General features: G+C 46.2%; 9 protein-coding genes. 5 read left to right on the top strand and 4 right to left on the bottom strand.

Translation table 11 applies throughout. From position 1 onward, the window contains the following. Positions 1-202: 202 nt before the first annotated feature. The 4 genes from P2A85_RS20900 to P2A85_RS20885 all read left to right on the top strand — a co-directional run bounded on the left by P2A85_RS20900 (position 203) and on the right by P2A85_RS20885 (position 9,974). Positions 203-5,698 carry a DUF4347 domain-containing protein gene (locus tag P2A85_RS20900; protein WP_377475300.1) on the top strand — a complete coding sequence of 1,832 codons (5,496 nt, stop codon included), beginning with the start codon at positions 203-205 and terminating at the stop codon, positions 5,696-5,698. Further along, positions 5,689-7,467 (top strand): hypothetical protein, encoded by a 1,779-nt coding sequence (locus P2A85_RS20895; protein ID WP_377475299.1) that lies wholly within the window; start codon positions 5,689-5,691, stop codon positions 7,465-7,467. Before P2A85_RS20900 ends, P2A85_RS20895 begins: the two co-directional genes overlap by 10 nt. Positions 7,468-7,565: 98 nt before the next feature. Next, entirely contained in the window at positions 7,566-8,948 is a 1,383-nt protein-coding gene (locus P2A85_RS20890; RefSeq protein WP_377475297.1) for a calcium-binding protein, read from the top strand. A gap of 159 nt (positions 8,949-9,107) precedes the next feature. Then, positions 9,108-9,974, top strand: a complete 867-nt coding sequence (locus tag P2A85_RS20885) for an alpha-1,2-fucosyltransferase (protein WP_377475295.1) — start codon at positions 9,108-9,110, stop codon at positions 9,972-9,974. Between the two features lie 66 nt (positions 9,975-10,040). On the opposite strand, the gene P2A85_RS20880 is transcribed toward P2A85_RS20885, so the two are convergent. Both P2A85_RS20880 and P2A85_RS20875 read right to left on the bottom strand, forming a co-directional pair. Further along, positions 10,041-11,309: a M16 family metallopeptidase gene (locus P2A85_RS20880; RefSeq protein ID WP_377475294.1), complete on the bottom strand. Its 1,269-nt coding sequence runs from the start codon at positions 11,307-11,309 to the stop codon at positions 10,041-10,043. A gap of 64 nt (positions 11,310-11,373) precedes the next feature. Then, positions 11,374-12,639 (bottom strand): M16 family metallopeptidase, encoded by a 1,266-nt coding sequence (locus P2A85_RS20875; protein WP_377475293.1) that lies wholly within the window; start codon positions 12,637-12,639, stop codon positions 11,374-11,376. A 373-nt stretch (positions 12,640-13,012) separates the two neighbouring features. Between P2A85_RS20875 and P2A85_RS20870 the strand changes: the two genes are divergently transcribed. Continuing rightward, a complete protein-coding gene (locus tag P2A85_RS20870) occupies positions 13,013-14,038 on the top strand; it encodes a hemerythrin domain-containing protein (RefSeq protein WP_377475292.1) in 1,026 nt (341 codons plus the stop codon). A 706-nt stretch (positions 14,039-14,744) separates the two neighbouring features. Here the strand turns inward: P2A85_RS20870 and P2A85_RS20865 are convergent. Then, a complete protein-coding gene (locus tag P2A85_RS20865; protein ID WP_377475291.1) occupies positions 14,745-17,330 on the bottom strand; it encodes an SdrD B-like domain-containing protein in 2,586 nt (861 codons plus the stop codon). A gap of 678 nt (positions 17,331-18,008) precedes the next feature. Further along, complete coding sequence (locus P2A85_RS20860) at positions 18,009-19,940, bottom strand: SdrD B-like domain-containing protein (RefSeq protein ID WP_377475289.1); 1,932 nt, start codon at positions 19,938-19,940, stop codon at positions 18,009-18,011. Between the last annotated feature and the right edge of the window lie 128 nt (positions 19,941-20,068).

Raw genomic sequence — 20,068 nt, 5'->3', positions numbered from 1 at the left:
TCGCAGTAGATTTTCCGCAATATTACTTAATAAATCTTCCATCTTCATCAAAAATTTATTTAAACAGGTATTTTTCAGCAAAACTTTATAGAGATTCTCTGAAAATACTGTTAGAGTTGCTACAACATTCAAAAATAGTTTCGGATGCAAGTCGCGAAATCGGGGAATTGTTGTCTTTTTTTTACCCCCAGTCAGGTGTATTATGCCAAATTTAAATAGTAAAGTTTCCCTAAGTGCGATCGCCTTTATAGACAGTAAAGTTAAAGATTATCAAAGTTTGATTGCTGGGGTGAAACCGGGTACGGAAGTAGTCGTTTTGGATGGGCAGAAAGATGCGATCGCCCAAATTACTCAAATCTTAGCTTGTCGTACCAATATTGACAGCATTCATATAGTTTCTCACGGTGCTCCCGGTAGTTTGCAACTGGGAAAAACCAGATTTTCCGAAGCTAATTTAGAAACATATTCCGAACAATTGCAGCAATGGCGGAGTGCTTTTACAGACAATGCGGATATTCTGATTTACGGTTGCAATGTGGCATCTGGGCCTCGCGTTTATCCGAGAGTCCGCCGGGGAATCAATTCCCCGTCTCATAGCGGAAGTCGGTTTCAACCGACAGGGAATAATTCATTTATTCAGTCATCTTTAGATGACTTGTGCTATGAGACGGGGGTTTCAACCCCCGGCGGAACCGGGGAACAAGCGAGAAATTTAGATGTAGATTTAGATTTATATCTAGATGGTTTCACCTTCATTCAGCGCATTGCCGAACTCACAAATACCAACGTTGCCGCCTCCAAAAACCTCACCGGAAGCGCGACAAAATGCGGCGACTGGGAACTAGAAACCAGAACCGGAGAAATCAAAACACCGCTAGTATTTCGAGAAGATGCGATCGCAACTTACAATCATGTTCTCTCCAGTTTCAGTGCTGCGACTAATTTTCCGATGGCACTAGATCCCTTCGTTCCCTCCGTAGACTACAACGGTGACGGCATCTTCGACTTAGTTATAGGTGGCGGAGTTTTCTTAGCCAACGGGAATGGCAGTTTTAAACAGCCCATCAGCTTTCCCGGAGGCCCGACGAAACTTGGCAACTTTAACTCCGACAACATATTAGACTTAGCAACAGCAAATCTAGCTTTTTCTGGCATTGTCTCAATTAGACCGGGAAACGGCACTGGTGGCTTTGGTACGCCTACAAACTTCAACGTAGGGAACACTCCCATGTCTATCGCCAGTGGTAACTTTAATCCCGATACCTTCCCCGATTTAGCAGTGGTAAACGCTAATCCTCAAGGTACTGGCAGTGTTTCAATTTTATTGGGAAATGGCACTGGTGGTTTTAGCGCTGCTACTAATTTTAATGTCGGAGGAATTCCGGCTTCGGTTGCTGTCGGCAACTTTAACGCTGATAACTTTCCCGACTTAGCAGTGGGGAACAGTCTTTCTAATAATATCTCTATCCTTTTGGGAAATGGCACTGGCGGTTTTGGTGCCGCCACTAACTTTGGTACGGGACAAGCTCCCAATTCAATTATTGTGGCCGACTTTAATGTAGATGGCAACCTCGACCTAGCAACAGCCAACAACGGTTCTAACAACGTATCTATTTTGTTAGGAAATGGTACAGGCGGTTTTACTAATGCCACTAACTTCAACGCTGGATTAGGTGCTAATTCTGTCGCGGCATTTGATTTAAACGGTGACAATAAACTAGATTTAGCAGTATCGAACTATAAGTCTACAAACCTATCAATTTTACTGGGAAATGGCACAGGGGGTTTTAGTCAGCCCATCGACTTTGCATTAACAGGGACCTACCCTGGTAGGGTAACAGTAAACGATTTTAACAACGATTCTCTACCCGATTTGGCAGTAATGGTAACAAACGGAAGTTCTGACAATGTTTCCATTCTGCTAAATACACCCAATACAGTCAATTTTGGGGCTGCAACTTACAGCGCTACAGAAGGAAGCAGTGACACAGTAGTTAATATTCCCGTCACCATCAGCGGCACTCCCTTGGGCGATGTAGTTGTACCAATTGTTATCAATCCCAGTAGCAGTGCCACCCAAAATTCAGACTACACTATTTCCCCTACCTCGATTACATTCCCCGCAGGTGCAACAGGTGCAGCACTCACCAAGAATGTTGCAGTTACTATCAAGCCCGACAATCTCCCTGAAAACGCCGAAACTGCAATTTTCAACTTTGGCACAATTACTGGAGGCGTTGCGGGTACAACCAAACAAACCACACTAACTATTGCCGCAAACGATCAACCTTCAACCCTGAGTCCTTACAAAATTGACCTCAAAACAGGCGCAATTACTGGTCAGCCCAACCCGTTTATTTCTCTAGTAAATACCCCGGCAGACTCCAACGCAGACAGTTGGTTAGAAGCGGTAGCCAAAATCAATTTTGATGGTAACGTCAAGAAAGCAAAATTTATCGTTGAATACGACAAAGCCCCGTCAGGATGGACGGTAAATCTCGGCGACTCTGCGTCAAACGACGGCTATGGAGGGGATTCAGGCGATCAAAGTCGCGATGCCGAGGTGCAGATTGTTAACGGGAGTATGGCAGTTTTTGGCAATGACTACAATACACCCCCTGGCGGAGAACTTCCCCCAGGAAATGTGCCTAACTTTGTGAGTAATGGTTCCCGCATCGAGTTAGAAGTCAGCAACGAACAACTGGCGTGGGATAACAAAAACGGACTAAAAAATAGCTTGAATTCGCCGTATCTTTACGCCCTCAACGGTCAAGCTGATAATGGCGGGCCTGTCAATTCGGAGATTTACGCCGGATTTAACAGGGTGATTTCTGGGCCTTTTGATCGCATCGGATCGGGTGCTAGCAAGGTGACAATTCTACTCAATCCGATCGACTACGCAGTTAGTGCTGGTACTGCAACCCTTACTGAAGGGAATTCCGGCAAAACAGGAGTCACATTTACTGTTACCCGCAGCGGTTCCACTGAGTTTGCGAGCAAAATAGATTATGCGATCGCAGGTACTGCTACAAACGTCAGCGATTACAACAACATAGGCGGCACTTCTGCGGCAACGGGTATCGCAGGCACGATTAATTTTACAGCCGGTGAAACATCGAAAACGATTACTCTCGATGTGTTAGGCGACACCATCGTTGAACCAGACGAAACTATTACCGTCACTCTATCAAGTCCCGCAGGCGCAGGGGTAACACCAACAATTACCACTGCTACCGCCACCACAACAATTACTAACGACGACAAAGTTGGCGTTACTGTCAGCCCAATTACAGGATTAACTACGAGTGAACTCGGCGGTAAAGCTACTTTCACAGTCAAACTCAATTCGCAGCCGAGTGCTAACGTTACTTTCGGTTTGAGTAGTGACAATGTTGCTGAAGGAACAGTTTCTCCTAATAGCTTAACTTTCACTCCTGCTGACTACAGTCAACCGAAAACAGTCACGGTGACTGGTGTTGACGATTTGGTTGCAGACGGAAATAAAAACTACAAAATTGTCACGGCGGCTGCTGCCAGCACCGATGCTAATTACAACAATTTCAATCCTGATGATGTCACCGCCACCAACAGCGACAATGAAACTGCGGGAATTACTGTTAACCCAATTACAGGATTAACTACCAGTGAAGTTGGCGGAAAAGCGACTTTCACAGTCAAACTCAATTCGCAACCAACTGCTAACGTTACTTTCGGTTTGAGCAGTGACAATGTTGCCGAAGGAACTGTTGCGCCGGCGAGCTTAACTTTCACTCCCGCTAACTACAGCCAACTGCAAACAGTAACGGTAACAGGTATTGACGATTTTAAAGTTGATGGCAAGGTAGCTTACAAAATTGTCACGGCGGCTGCTGTCAGCACTGATGCTAATTACAACAATCTCAATCCCTCGGATGTCACCGTTACCAACACTGATAATGACACTCCGGGAATTACGATTAAGCCAACAGGATTAACGACAAGTGAAGTCGGCGGCAAAGCGACTTTCGCAGTCAAACTCAATTCGCAACCGAGTGCTAACGTTACTTTCGGTTTGAGTAGTGACAATGTTGCCGAGGGAACAGTTTCTACTAATAGCTTAACTTTCACTTCTGCTAATTGGAACCAAGAGCAAACAGTAACGGTGACAGGCGTTGACGATTTTAAAGTTGATGGAAATGTAGCTTACAAAATTGTCACAGCGGCTGCTGTCAGCACCGATGCTAATTACAATAACCTCAATCCCTTGGATGTCACCGCCACCAACAGTGACAATGAAACTGCGGGAATTACTGTCAATCCGACGGCGGGATTAACTACGGGTGAAGATGGCACTAAAGCTAATTTTACTGTAGTTCTGAATACTAAACCAACTGCTAATGTGACTGTTGGTTTGAGCAGTGACAATGTGAAGGAAGGAACTGTTGCGCCGGCGAGTTTAGTTTTCACTCCGGCTAACTGGAATACAGCGCAACCGGTGACAGTAACTGGGGTTGAGGATAGCATTACTGACGGCGATGTTGACTACAAAGTTGTGACGGCTGCTGCTGTTAGTACAGATGCGAATTACAGTAACAAAGATGTAGCGGATGTTAGCATTACTAATAAGGACAATGATTCGGCTGGTGTTTTTGTTAGTGTTGCCGAAACGAAAGCTACAGAAGGCGGGGCGAATGGTACTTATGAGCTCAAGTTAACCTCGCAGCCGATCGCCCCAGTCACCATAAATCTCACAACAGATAATCAGATAGGGCCGATCGCGCCTATCACTTTTACACCCGTTAATTGGAATGTATCTCAACCAGTTACGGTGAAAGCTGTTGATGATGCGGTTGTCGAAGGGGCGCACAGTGGGAATATCACTCACAATGTGACGAGTAGCGATGCTAAGTATAACGGGATTGTGGTTGGTGGGGTGGTTGTGGCGATCGCCGATAATGACGTAGCGCCGACACCGACACCAACACCAACTCCGACACCCACACCAACACCAGAGCCGACTCCGACACCGGCGACATCAGTTACTCCGACTCCGACACCGACGACATCCGTCACTCCGACTCCGACGCCGACGACATCCGTCACTCCGACTCCGACACCGACGACATCAGTCACTCCGACTCCGACGCCGACGACATCAGTCACTCCGACGCCAACGCCGACGACATCAGTCACTCCGACTCCGACACCGACAACATCCGTCACTCCGACTCCGACACCGACAACATCTGTCACTCCGACACCAACACCTTCACGACTAGGCATTGGAGGTAATGACACACCTGCTGGTGGTATCATCGGCACAGACAAGAATTGGTGCGGCGTAGAAGCTGGATTAGATAAACTTGAGAAAATTCTTGACGACCAATTACAGGCAGTTAACCTACCCCTTTTCGGCCCGCTCAAGAAAATTTCCCCAGATTTTATTAGCAACATCAAGACTAAGCTAGTCGATACGATTAAAAATGGGGCAAATCAAAGTCTGAGTCAATTAGAAAGTAGCATCCGCAATACTTTAGGGTCAGATTTTGATGTCAAACTAGATGGAAACTCAACTGCCGATGATAGCACCCTGCTAATTACACTTGGCAAGAAATACCAATTTCCTGATATCAATCTCTCCAAAGATTTAGGAGTTCCAGTTCTAGGTTTAAACGTGACGGGAAGGCGAAATCAAAATACGAATACAACTTGTCCCTAGGAGTTGGTGTTAGTAAAGATTTTGGCTGCTACATAGATACTGACAAAACCAAGTTAAACGCCAATATCGACTTGGCTCTAAATGATGAATTCAAGGCTAAAGGGAACTTAGGTTTTTTCCAAGTTGACCTTGCAAACGATACCAACAACCCTACTAAAGTCGATGCCAACCTCGAAGTCAAGCTGAATGACTTAGACAATCTGGGTGGCCCAAATGATGGCGCTCGACTCACCTTGCCAGAACTGCAAGGCAACAACTATCAGTTTAAAGACTTATTCAATGCCAACTTAACGAGCAATGCTAATCTCGGTCTCACCGGAAAAACCAGCATCAACGGCAATGCTGCATTCCCATCCTATAACTTCGACTTAGCAGTTAATTGGCCGCTCCTAAATTACGCCAACGGTCAATTAACCGGGCCGCAAAAACCCACAGTTGCATTTAACAATATGCAACTAGATTTGGGGACATTTGTCAACAATTTTGCCAAACCAATTATCGGTAAAATTTCCGATGTCATTAAACCATTTCGACCAGTTATTAACTTTCTGAATGCCGACACCAAGTTACTGTCTAAACTAGGTCTAGCGGGGCCATTTGATAAAAATGGGGATGGCAAAGTCAGTGTACTAGAACTGGCAGCAAAAATCTCTGGTCGCGATATCGATACTCGCTTTTTAGATGCGGTTGCTAAGGTTGATAAGGTTGTTAATTTGGCAACCCAAATAGCAAACTCTCCCGATAAAATCGAGTTGGGTTCCTACACTCTGGGGAATATAGATGTTGCCGAACAAAGTGATCGTCTTCAGACTGCTTTTTCAGTCCCAAAAACTGCTGTACAGCAAACCGCCAACCAACAAATAAACTCCAAAACAAGCGGCAAGGTCAAGGAATTCTTAAATGCTTTACAAGATATTGATGGCTTTGATTTGCCACTCTTGACCAAACCAGAAACCGCGATTCAATTGCTGATAGGTAAACCGGATGTTCCGGTCTTAAGCTATCAGATACCCAAACTGGAATTTGACTTTAATATTCGGAAAGATTTTCCGATATGGGGGCCGCTTAAGGGTTTACTCGAAGGTAAGTTTAGTGCTTCAGCCCATCTAGGCTTTGGGTACGATACCTACGGATTAAGTCAGTGGAAAGACTCGAATTTTGCTGCGGGTTCTGCTGACCAAGTTTTGGATGGATTTTATGTGAGCGATCGCGAAAATGCTGACGGTACAGGGGCAGATGTTGACGAACTAACACTTGACGCTAGCATTGCCGTAGGTGCTGGCATAGATGCGAAAATTGTCTCCGGTTATGTCAAAGGTGGAATTCAAGGAAAAGTCGGTATCGATCTGATCGATATTGGAGAATTCCAGCCCAAACAAGGCGGTGACGGCAAAATCCGAGTATCAGAAATCACTTCTCGCATTAGCAAACCATTGGAACTGTTTGATGTAACAGGACAAGTCAATGCTTTCTTGGGTGCTGAAGCTAAGGTAATTTCCGTCAAATTCTGTGAGAAAACTTTCAAAATATTTCGGAAGCGCTTCACTATACCTTATCCTTGCGGATTTGATTACAAAACAGTCTACGATAATAACTTTGCCACATTTGAGTTAGCTAGCTTTAGTTTAGGGCCGAGTTCTAGCACTAGGGGCAAAGCAATTAACGGTTACATGGCCGGGGCGACTGTCTTCTTCATGCAAATTTTAATGGAGTCAAAGATGACAGCGAACCGTTCTCAATTACTAACGCCGATGGCAGCTTTGACTTAGATGTCTCTCTTGACAAATTCGACAAAAATAATAACGGCGACCTCGAACCGGAAGAAGGCAGAATTGTACTGATAGACGGTATCAATACCTCTACTTATTTGCCGCAGCAAACGCCCCTATTTGCCACACCAGATGCTACTGTCGTCACTCCGTTAACTACTCTATTGACCGAGTTAGTCGAGCAAGGTACTGATCAAAATCAGGCGCAAAATCAGGTGAAATCTGCACTCGGACTGTCGTCAGCAATTGACTTGACTAGCTACGATCCGCTACAGGCAATTACTCAAAATGATCCGAACGGCTTGGCGGTTTATGCAGCACACGCTCAGGTACAAAATACCATTGTTTTGATAACTGATTTAATTAGCGGTGCTGCAACTACCCCTAAAAATGAGATTGCCGATCGCGTAATTTCCACCGTTGCCAATCAAATTAAATCTGGCACTCTAGATTTAAGCAATTCCACCCAATTGCAGGCGATTATTCAGTCGGCGGCGAGTCAACTGCAAGCACCGCAAGTATCTAGTATTGCCTCCGATGCTGCCAAAATTATTGCCGAGGGAAATCAGCAAATTAAGGCGATCGCATCCAGCAATTCCTCGCCCTCAGATGCCGCGACAGAAATCGCCCGCATCCAAAAAGTGGCGCAAGGAGAAGTCGCCCAAGATTTACAGCAAGTCGCAGCCGGAACAAAGACAATTCAATCGGCGATTTCTGAAAATACAGGTGCATCTCTAAATACCCAAATTCAGTCGGCGACAGCTAACAACCCAACAGTCCGCAATACCTTAGATACTGATGACTCCAGCGGCAGCACACCATCTACACCCGATGACACTTTACCCAGCAGCGGCATTGAATTAGTCAAAGATGGTCAAAATACCGCTGAAAGTACAGATGGCGACGATACCCTAGTGGGCGGCGCTAGCGATGATATATTGCGTGGCAAAAAAGGAAGTGATTTGCTGTTTGGGCTGGATGGCAATGACTGGTTTAATGGCAATCAGGGCAACGACTTGACAGATGGTGGAATCGGTGACGATACCCTTTACGGTGGCAAAGGTTTTGATACTTTGACAGGTGGTGCTGGCAGTGACTTCCTTTCTGGTAATCGAGGTGAAGATATCCTGCTTGGTGAAAAGGGCGACGACTCGCTGCGCGGCGGTCAAGGCAATGATATTCTACTAGGAGGTGAGGGTAACGATTTCCTCAGTGGCGATTTGGGTGATGATACCTTAGTAGGGGATGTAGGGAGCGATCGATTCTTGCTTTCCACCAATTCCGGTATTGATACGATCGCTGATTTTGAGATTGGCAAAGATTTGTTAGTATTGGGTAACGGGCTGAGTTTTTCGCAATTGGCTATAGTCCAAGATAGCGGTGCAACTTTCATCCGCCTTGCGCAAACGGGCGAAACTTTAGCGGCTCTCAGTGGAGTCTCTGCTAGCAGTATCAGTGCAGTTAATTTCGGGTTAATTTGAGATTGAATTTAGCCCATAAATTAGTTACTACTAATACAAACCTGCGCTAAATTTGCAGCTAATATTGTATAGCAATCGCTCAGACAATGCAGGCGATTTGCTATACAATATTAAAGTGTACGCCTGCTGGAAGCTGTCTTAAACCATAGGTAAACTCTCATGATTTCTTTCTCTAAGTTAGGAAACTACGGAAGACTGGGCAATCAATTATTTCAATACGCATTCTTGAGAACAACAGCACGACGTCTGGGAACTCAATTTTTTTGCCCTAAGTGGGATGGTGATGATATCTTCAACCTGAAGGACGAAGGTGAGCGTGCTAGCGCACCGGCCGGGATTGTTCATTATTTCGACCCCCATCCTGAAGCTGGCTTTACACCGGCAGCGCTTTCCATCGGAGACCACACTGAAATGCAAGGTTTCTTTCAATCTGAAAAATATTACTCAGATAAGCAACTTGTACGTGAGTGGTACACTTTCAAGAACGAGATTGTCACTGAGGTAAAAAAGCTCTATGGCGACATTTTGCAAAAGGATTGTGTCAGCTTTTCGCTGCGCCTCGATACCGACTACGGCAATACCAGAGAATATTTCCCGCTTTACCCGCTTTCTTTTTACAAGAATTCCTTAAGTGCGATCGAACCTTTGGGTTCAATTCTTGTGTTTTCCGATCGTCCAGATTTAGCCAGAGAATTTTTGCGTGACATTAAAGAGCGTGAATTGATCTTTGTAGATAACCTGAATGCTCCTCAGCAGCTTTATTTAATGACTTTATGTCGAGCTAATGTGATTACTAATTCCACTTTTTCCTGGTGGGGTGCTTGGTTGAACCCGCACCCACAGAAGATAGTAGTAGTTCCGACAGCTTGGTGCCGCCCAGGGGTGCCCAACCCGGTTGAAGGTATTCTCTGCGATGATTGGGTCAAGCTACCAGGCACTAATCCTATCTTAGATAACTTTCAAGTCTGGAGGATCAGACACCCCATCGCCACTGTCAAAAGGCTGTTGACTCGTTTCCAAGAATAAATACTAATGCGTATCTAAGGATGGAATCGATCGAACTTGTGAAAAGTTCGATCGCACTTTTCCTCCTCAACAAACCGCCGCCAGCCCAAATTCTGTAATTGCAGCCTCCGGGCCCACCAAAGAAACATAGGGTTCTACAAAAAATTTCCTAGCAGCATCCCGCGCTTCAGCAGCAGTTACCTGGGCAATTTCTGCTTGGAATTCTTCATCAAATTTAATTCCCAATCCCAAGGTTTCGTACCAGCCTACAACTTGAGCAATTTGTGAATTAGTCTGTTTTCCTAAAGCATATTGACCGAGGATTTTGTTCTTACAAGCTTGCAATTCCTCGTCATCTAGTTGGGTATTTGCTAGTCGATCGACTTCTGTACGCAATCCATCAAAAGCAGTCTGTGTATTTTCCGGGGCCGTACCCATATACACCACAAACTGTGCTGCATCTAACCGCGTCGCATACATGGAGGAAACATCGTAAGCCAAACCTCGCTTTTCCCGCAATTCCACAAACAACCGACTCGACAAACCATTACCCAAATAACTATTGAGCAATTTCAGCGCTGCGTAGCCACTATCTTTTACTGCTGGTGCAAGGTAGCCCAACATCACCACTGATTGCTGGGTTTCTTGGGGCTTCAACGCCGATTTCGGGTGGGGGATGATGGGGGGTAAGCTTAAAGTGGGTAGGGGTGTTGCTGGCGCTTTCCAGTCGCCAAAAATGCGATCGACTAGGGCGATCGCATCTTCCGTTGATATTCTGCCGGCTACAGAAATAACTACATTATCCGGGCGGAAATAGGTTTTGTGAAACTGTTGGAGATCGGTTCTAGTCAGGTTGGACATGGTATCTTCCGTGCCCAAGGTAGAGAAAGCATAGGGATGATCCTGATACATCGTCTGCCGCAGTTGCTCAAACGCGATGGAAAATGGTTGTTCTTTTTGCGATCGAATTGCTGATATAGCAATGCGACGTTCTAGTTCCACTTCTGCTTCTGGAAAAGTGGGCGATCGCATCAATTCACTCGCCAACTCCAAAATATCCGTAAAGTCGGCTGAAACGGTCTTCAAACTCACCAAAAAATAGTCGGAAGTTGAATCCGTACCCAACCTCGCTCCCACCGATTCTACACGTTCGGCAATTTCTAGGGAAGAAAGGCGATCGGTTCCTTTAGTCATTACCGCCGACAGCAAGTGACACAATCCAGCTTGTTCTGGCTGTACGCAGCGGCTACCAGCCCGTAGGAATATCCTAGCTGCAATAATATCTGCGGCTGGGTTTTCTGCTGCCAAGACAACAATACCATTGTCTAAAACTGTGCGGTGGATTTCATTTTTCATTTTTAATTTAGTGGGAATTGGGAAACTGACTAATGACTAATGACTACTGACTACTGACTAATGACTAAATTGGTTTTAGCACCACGGCCGCATAGTGTTTGGGAGAAAGATATTGTCGAGCTAAACGCTGGATGTCTAGTGGCTCGAATGCCTGAATTTTGCTTGGATAGCTCATAGCTAATTCAGCTTTGGCGATCGTATTGTAATACCCATAAAGACCAGCCAGTTGGGCTGGGGTTTCGATGGAGAAAGCAAAATCGTTGCACAGCAAACGCTTACAGCGAAGCAATTCTACCTCAGAAACCAGCTCTGACTGCAATTGCCAAAGTCGATCGCAAATCACACTTTCCACCCTTTCGACATCCTCCGCGGCCAACACAGCACTTATCGTAAATAAACTCGATTCCCGTTGTAAGGAAAAAGAGCTCTCGATCGCCTGTACCAATTGTAGTTCTTCCCGCAGTTCCCTGACTAAACGAGACGATCGCCCGTCAGCGAGCAACACCGACAGCAAATCCAAGCCACAAGCACTTTCCAATTGTGCTACTCCCGGCCCCGTCCAAGCCATCATCAGCCGTGCTTGTTCCAATCTAGGAAGATAAAGTTCCTGACGGCGCATCTCTACCAGTGGCGGTTCAGCTTCTGCTACCAACTTGGGACACTCCCACCTGTCGGAGAACTCCCCAAAAGCTTGGCTAGTCAAATCCATCGCCTGTGCTTCCTCAACTCCCCCAACTATCACCACAGTCATATTTTCTGGTTGATAGTGCGATCGATGAAAACAGCGCATTTCGTGGGGTGTTAGCGACATCAGCAACTCTTCTGTGCCCAATACCGATCGCCTGTAGGGATGGCACTGATAAACTGTTTCCATCATTGCTTGAAAACCCAGCCAATCGGGATCATCTTGAGCTTGGCGGATTTCTTCTAGCACCACATCTCGCTCGCGATCGAATTCTGAATCTGGAATCGAAGCCCGCAGCAGCAATTCTGCTAGTGGCTGAGTAGTTTCTGCTAAATAACTTGCCGCCGCCGTGACATAAAAATGGGCGTAGTCGTGACTTGTCGCTGCATTAGTCACACCGCCACGATTTTCGATTATTTGGTCAAATTCGACCGGGGCGATCGAATCAGTCCCCTTAAATATCATATGTTCTAGAAAGTGAGCCATTCCAGACCACGAATCCGGCTCCAGCGTTGCACCCGCCTTTACCCACACGTCTAGTGCGACCACAGGTGTAGCCTTCAGGTGCTGGTGAATCACCGTTAACCCGTTATTCAGCTTCCAGACCTTTGCTGGAAAATCTAAAGCAGTCAGGATTTGAGACAAGCTAATTATTCTTAAACTTTAGTTAATATTAGCGCTTTACAGATGGGCGATCGGGGTGCATTGATACAAAACTCAGTTGACTGTTGTCAGTTGACTGTTGTCAGTTGACTGTTGTCAGTTGACTGCGCCGCCCTGAGCGGAGCGTCGCCCTGAGCGGAGTCGAAGGGTCGAAGGGTTGACTGTTGTCTGTCAGGAAGTAATTTTTGCTTTTTTTAAACTACCTTGAGCCTTAATTTACTACCATTTTTTAGTTTAAAAGTCAATAGGTTGTGCGAGATATTAATGAATCAGTCGGGAGAAAGAGGAATTGCTCGAAATATTTCAATACCTTTAAGAATAAGAACACGACACACATTCAGAGGAGAACAGAGCAATGGTAGCTACTCTTGAAGACACCAAACGCCAAGCGATAGGCATGAAATTAGCAGACATGAAAGCACTGCAAAAGTTGCTCATCGCTAACGAAGAAATGTTTATCAAATCCTGCAACGATGCCGAACTGTGCGATCGCTTCCGGGATATGCTTGAGGACGATCGCAAAAACATGGGCGTATTGGAAACCGTAATCGTTCAATATGGAATTCAATCTGAACCACAAGAAACCACCACAGAAATGATTGAAGCAGTCCAGAAACTCATGAAAGGTTCTGAACTAACCATGTTTGAAAAAGTAAGTCAGCACGAACTACTCAAACACAAACAAACAATGGCCGGCCTATTAGTTCACAAAGCCGCCCAAGTAGTTGGTGCCGACATCGAAGCCGCCATTACCCCCCTCAACACAGTCAACTTTGAAAACCGCGCTCACCAAGAACAACTCAAAGGAATGCTAGAAGTTTTGGGCGTGCGCGAACTAACTGGAAAAGACCCCGACCAAGGCGTTTGGGCTAGAGTCCAAGATGGAATGGCTGCTATGAGTGGCATCATCGGTAGTGCTGTCACCCGCACCAAAGATGAAATGAACATCATCGAAATCATCACAATGGATCACCGCAAAGTCGATACTCTATTTATGGAAATCGAAAAAACCGAAGATCCCCAAAAACTGCAAGAATTCTTCGGCCAGTTGTACAAAGATTTAAGCGTGCACGCCGAAGCAGAAGAACAAATTGTTTACCCAGCAGTTCGCAGCTATTACAGCGACACTCAACAACTGTATAACGAGCAAGCCGAAATGAAGCAAACGCTCTCAAAGATTAAGGCTCTCAACCCCCATGCTACTTCTGAATTCAAAGCTCAAATTGCCCAGCTAAAAACAGCGGTGAAGGCTCATGTGAAAGAAGAAGAAAATGATATGTTCCCTCAAATTCGCCGCAACTTCAGCGAAGCCGAAATGGAGCAAATGGCTACTCAATTTAAAGCAGCTAAAAGCACATTGCAGCAAGAAATGGCTGGCTAATTGAGCATTCAGACATAATAGAGGACACGGCAATGCCGTGTCCCTACAGTATCATTTTCGGTAGGGACACGGCAATGCCGTGTCCTAATTTCTAACAATTCCGATGCCAACGAAACAGTATTATTTTCGGTAGGGACACGGCACTGCCCATTGGTGTCAACTTAACGTCAAATGTAGTCAGAGACTTCTGTTTGACTCTTAGATTTCGATCCCCCCTAGCCCCCCTTAAGAAGGGGGGGACAAGAGTCCGATCAAAGTCCCCCTTCTTAAGGGGGATTTAGGGGGATCTAGACTTTGCCTAAAAGCGATATTTATCAGGGATTTCAGGCTTAAGTTGACACTAATGGGCACTGCCGTCTCCTAATTTCTAACAATTCCGATGCCAACGAATTTGATATCATTCATCCAAAATATCAAAAAACCCGCCCTCCCAGTTGTGGTTTATGTGTAGTAGGGGCGGGTTCCACAAACAATCTTTGTCACTCATCCAAAATCTCAAAAAACCCGCCCTCCGAGAAAGAAAGAGGGCGGGTTTATATGAATTGTGAGTTTTTATCAAATATTTTCTGTAAAACCCGCCCCTACCACCATCATCCAAAATCTCAAAAAACCCGCCCTCAACAACCATAGGTTAGGAGAGGGCGGGTTTATCTAAAAAAAGCTAACTGCTAATAGTTGAATCTCAAACTAGAGATTCAACTTAACATTACAACAGCGGGCTAGGAGCAGGATTGGTATAGCCTAACAGTAATTCATCCAGAGACTTATCTGGTGTAGTTACTGTAGTCGTCAGCGAACTCGCAGTTTTCAAAGCATCCAAGTCATCAAAGGTGCTAACCACAGCACTCTGAGGTACTAAAAAGCTAGAGAGGCCGCTGGCTGAAACCGTAGCATCGAGGGAACTACCACCGTCTAGTAGAGGATCGATACCAGAAGCAGTTACCACACCATCACCAGTCAGAGGATCGACTCCAGAAACACTCCTGGCTGTACGAACTGGCGAAGGCACTGTGTTCGGACCAGGCACGTTAAAGTTAACGGGGTTAGGACCTGTTGGGATGGGGAACGGGTTGGGAACAGAAGCCACGTTGAAGACTTCCAAAACCGAGTAATTAGCCGGAGACAAATCGGTAAAGCGAGCAATACCTTGGGCATCAGTTCTGACTAGCGGTTCGCTGGCTGCATCATAACGACCGTTCCGGTTCAAATCCAAAGTAAATGGAACACCTTCTAGAGGAATTTCGTTCGCATCCCGTACACCGTTGCGGTTGTCGTCCCGGAATTTAGGAACTAACAAATCATAGCGGCGAGAGTTACCGACCAAAGCACAGGTAAAGGTTTGATTGGCACCGAGAACAACATCCACAGGTTGAGTCGTTTGGAAATAACCAGGAGGAGTTACTTCTCGAATCTTGTAATTACCAGGGGCCAAATTGTTGAATGCAAAGGTACCAAACTGATTGGTCGTAGTAGTCGGTTCTGTTGACTGTAACTGACCGTCGCCATTGGTATCGATAAAAATCGTGACACCAGCAATAGCTGGCTCATTTCCATCTCGGTAGCCGTTGAGGTTAAAATCCTCGAATTTGCAACCAGTGATGTTGCTGTTGGGTGTGTTGGCAAAAGTAATGTTGGCATCCTGAGTACCCAGAGTCACCGGAACGCTAACAGGTGTAGAAGCCGAGAAATTTGCAGGTACTACTTCCCGCACTGTGTAATTGCCGGGAGCCAAGTTGGTAAATGCTGCTCTCCCTTGGGCATTAGTCTGTAGTTGTGCTTCTCCGGCGTTGGCAACCCCATCATTGTTGGTGTCGAGGAACACAGTAACACCACTGATAGGTGCTTCACCCTGAGTTGGTTCGTAGCGACCGTTGGCATTCAGGTCATTGTATTTGAAGATATTGATGTTTGGTCGAGTGTTGCCCACAGGACTATTGGTGTCATTGCCAGGATTAACCCCCACAGGAGAAAACGTCAGTGACGGTGAAGGGTTACGCGCTGGTAAAGTGTTGGTTGGCGCTGCAAAAATCGGCCGCTCACCAGTTGTCGCAATGGATCTTTCCCCGACCTGTTGGGTGCCGTCGCGGTTAGTATCTACGAACTTAGGATCGTTTGGCTTCAGTGTATAGGTTGAGTCTGCTACAATCAGCGGTTGCTCTTTGCTGATCGTACCCTGGAATCGTGCTTGGGGGCCTGGTGCCGAAATCACAACGGGGTTAGGAGTAGTTGCTACTGGAGCATTCAGGTTGCCGGGGGCACTGCCATCTGGCAATGTGGCTGGAAAAATTTCCAATACTGGGTAATTGCCAGCTCGCAAATCCTTGAAGGTAGCCACTCCGTTGACATCGGTGAGTGCAATGGGTTCAGTGGTTGAATCCCAGCGACCGTTGTTGTTTAAATCTAAAATGAAGGGTACGCGAGCAATGGGGGGTTCCAAAACTCCATTGACCACATTTCGGGAACCGTTGCGGTCTATGTCTCGAAACTTGTTAATTTCAATTTGATAAAGCGGGGTGTCACCAACTTGAGCGCAGGCAAAAGTTTGGCCAGCAGCTACTGTTACATCTAGTAGCGGAATGTTATTAGGCGGGGTGCTTTGGAGAAAATCCCTTGTTTCTAAGGGTTCTGCGTTCGTCGCATTAACTTCTATTCCGTTGGCATTGGCAGGAACTGCTGGTCTGATCCGTTCTTCCCGAACTTTGTAGGTTCCCGGTGTGACGTTGAAGGACCATGCACCGTTTTTGTCGGTGAGGGTGTTAAGTTCCCCTGCATCGAATTGCCCGTTAGGGACGCTACCGTTGCTGCCATCGAGATATATTCTGACATTTTTAATGCCCGGTTCATCACCATCTCGGAAGCCGTCCCCATCTAAGTCTAGATATTTGCATCCAACGATCCGGCTACCTGTAACTGTGGTGTTACCAAAGAAAACGTTGACATTGCTGTTTCCAACGTTGACAGCGAGGGGGTTGGCAGTTGTAGGGCGGGAACCAGCAGGTACTGTTTCGGTGAGTACGTAATTCCCAGGGACAAGATTTGTGAATGAGAACGCCCCGTTAGCGTCAGTCAGGACGGAGATATCCCCGTTAGCTGCGTTTAACTGACCATTGCTTCCTATGGCTGGTTCGAGGAGGATGGGGATGTTTGCCAGGCCTGGTTCATTGGACTGCCGGATACCGTCGGCGTTCAAGTCATTGAACTTGATCCCTAAAATTGCCGGGCCAGCATTCCCAACCACAACTGGCTGTAATTGCTGGGCAGTGCGTAACTCATTTTCTAATTCTAATTCCATGATTTCTCCTTCACACCTAAATCCACGTAAATTACAGACTATTGTATGGGTTTGTCAATTGCCAAGAGCTTTTGCTGATAGCTGACAACCGCTATTCGATTTTACATAGGTCTGCGCTTGAGGCAATGTTCCGTTCTGTGAAACTTACTCCAACCTACTGATTGTAAGCTGAAATTCACTTCCTGCTTCACTCTGGGGAGTCGGCTCCTACCAGTCCACAGGCTTAAAATCAGGCAGAACTTGCCTTACTTTTTGCAACGAGGCTTTTCACACAACAAAGCCTTAAGCTTTATCGCTGGCAATTATATCAGGTTTTGAAGAAATCTGGTAATTTGAGCGCCGATCTTTAAGACTTGCGCGTCCAGTTCTTCTGCCCCTCGATCGCTAATTTTTCTATCTTTAAAATGGCTAAGACTCTCTCAGAATCTTGCTCCCAATCTACAACCAAGCTTCGGGGTTCCCGGAACTCTGGTTTGAGAGTTGGAGGTTGCCAACAATAGAGTATCACGCGATCGGGATTTAATGTGTTCCTGAGTTTTTAGTGCGGTTTGCGACTCCTAACTCGTGCAGCGGTTTCCACCTCAAGTTGCGGTATTTTTAAGTAAGCGCACCTCCAAAAAATTACTCATAAACCCGATTTTTTGGATAATTTGGGGCTGTAACATGGAATTTTACTGATTAAGTTGACTTACCGATCGCCCCCATTGTCAGAGATGAGTCACCGATCGCCCAATTAATTTTGTCATTGGTATTGACAATTTGGTTAATTTCTGAATAGGGTTCCCGACTGACATTCTGTGGGTCAAAGCTAGCAAGAGCGCCTAAACTGGCAATTGAGCGATCGATCGCCAAATAACTGCTTTGATAATTACCATCTTCCTGACTCAAAAGCCAACTTTCTGCCAACCTTTCGCCGCTTGCAGACACATCGCCTCCATAGCCGTCAGTCCCCGTGAGCGAGTCGCCAGGGAAAGACATCGCAGATCTCTCCACAGCATCTCCCGTCAACAAATCAATGCTGCTAGCCCGGACATCGGTAGAAACTGTCACCACAGCCAAGGGAGTAGTTTGAATAAAACCAGGTGGCGTTACTTCCCTGAGAACATAAGTACCCACGGGAACATTGCGGAAACTGTAGCTACCTTGGGAGTCACTAAAGGTAGTTGCTTCCCCTGGTTCTAAACTGTTGTTGTTATTCAGGTCAATGTAAATTTGGGTATTGGGAATCGGCGGTTCCCCCGGATCGATACGACCGTTAGCATTAAAATCATTGAATTTGAAACCGCTAATCGTGCCGGTAGCAAACACATTCCCAAAGCTGAGATTAGTGGCGTTAGTACCGTTAGTGACAAATATCGGAGTAGGATTGGGGGTAGTTTGCCGAAAACCGGGCTGCGGAACTTCCTTCACTAAATAACGGCCAGGGGGCAAATTGATGAAAGAAAAATTGCCCTGGGGATTAGTGATAGTCGAAGGCTCATTGGGTTCTAGCCTGTTATTGTCGTTGAGGTCGATGTAAATCGGCCAGTTGGCAACTTTGGGCTCCGTTGGTTCGTAGATACCGTTGGCGTTGAGGTCGTTGAATTTGAACCCACTGATGCTACCGGTGGGAAAATTGTTCCCGAAATTGATGCCGGCTGCGTTAGTACCGCCCGTAATCTCGATCGCGCTCGGATTTGGGGTAGTCTGTACCCACCCCGGTTGTTGGACTTCCCTCACCAAATAGTTGCCGGGGTCAACATTTATAAAATTATAGCTGCCATCAGGTTTTGTGAAAGTATTCGGTTCGCCAGCGTCCAGCCTACTGTTTCTGTTGAGGTCAATATAAATTTGCCAGTTGGCTAAGGGCGGGTCCGTCGCATCTCGGATGGCGTTGAAATTTAGGTCATTGTATTTGATGCCACTGATGTTGCCTACAAAAAAAATATTCCCAAAATTGACATTGTTAATTGTGGCGTTGGAAGTCACAGTAATCGGGCCTGGGTTGGGCGTGGTTTGCCGAAAACCGGGCTGCTGGACTTCTCGGACAAAATATGTATCTGCGGGAATATTGACAAAGGCGTAATTACCTTGCAGGTTGGTCAGTGTGACAGGTTCGCCACCATCGAGCCTGTTGTTGCGGTTGAGGTCGAGGTAAATTTGCCAGTTAGCTAGGGGCTGTTCTCCGGGGTCGATGTTGCCATTTCTGTTAATGTCGTTAAATTTTGTACCCGCGATCGTCCCGGCGTTGAAGTTGTTACCAAAATTGATGCTGGTGACGTTTGTCCCGCTGGTGATGCCGATCGGTGGTGGGTTAGGTGTAGTTTGGCGAAAATTAGGTTGCTGAACTTCTCTAACTTGGTAGACACCGGCTGGTAAGTTGGCAAAGATGTAGTTGCCTTGGCTATTGGTGAAGGTGGAAGGTTCGTTAACATCCAACCTCTGGTTATTGTTCAGGTCAAGGTAGATTTGCCAGTTAGGCAGTGGGAATTCCCCAGGATCGGGACGGCCGTTGGCATTAAGGTCGTTGTATTTGTTGCCACTGATGGTGCCGACTTGGAAGTTGCCGATATTGACGTTGGTGATGTCTATTTGGCTGGCGTTTCTGGTGATATTGGTCGATTCGGACATGGTGTTGCAGGACCCAATGAACGCGGTTCAATGTCTGTTGTAGGGAAATCTAACAGTTTTGGGTGAAGCTGTCACGCATTTAGTAGCGAGTAATCTCAACAAGACTTACCCGATGCCTGATGCCCAAT

It is taken from the genome of Microcoleus anatoxicus, from assembly GCF_042465725.1.
Classification (GTDB): Bacteria; Cyanobacteriota; Cyanobacteriia; order Cyanobacteriales; family Microcoleaceae; genus Microcoleus; species Microcoleus anatoxicus.
This window is presented reverse-complemented; position numbering and strand designations above follow the sequence as displayed.

Excerpts from the sequence above, each read along its gene's own strand:
- P2A85_RS20900 (WP_377475300.1), top strand. The coding sequence starts at position 203 with ATGCCAAATTTAAATAGTAAAGTTTCCCTAAGTGCGATCGCCTTTATA.
- P2A85_RS20885 (WP_377475295.1), top strand. The coding sequence starts at position 9,108 with ATGATTTCTTTCTCTAAGTTAGGAAACTACGGAAGACTGGGCAATCAA.
- P2A85_RS20880 (WP_377475294.1), bottom strand. The coding sequence starts at position 11,309 with ATGAAAAATGAAATCCACCGCACAGTTTTAGACAATGGTATTGTTGTC.
- P2A85_RS20870 (WP_377475292.1), top strand. The coding sequence starts at position 13,013 with ATGGTAGCTACTCTTGAAGACACCAAACGCCAAGCGATAGGCATGAAA.
- P2A85_RS20865 (WP_377475291.1), bottom strand. The coding sequence starts at position 17,330 with ATGGAATTAGAATTAGAAAATGAGTTACGCACTGCCCAGCAATTACAG.
- P2A85_RS20860 (WP_377475289.1), bottom strand. The coding sequence starts at position 19,940 with ATGTCCGAATCGACCAATATCACCAGAAACGCCAGCCAAATAGACATC.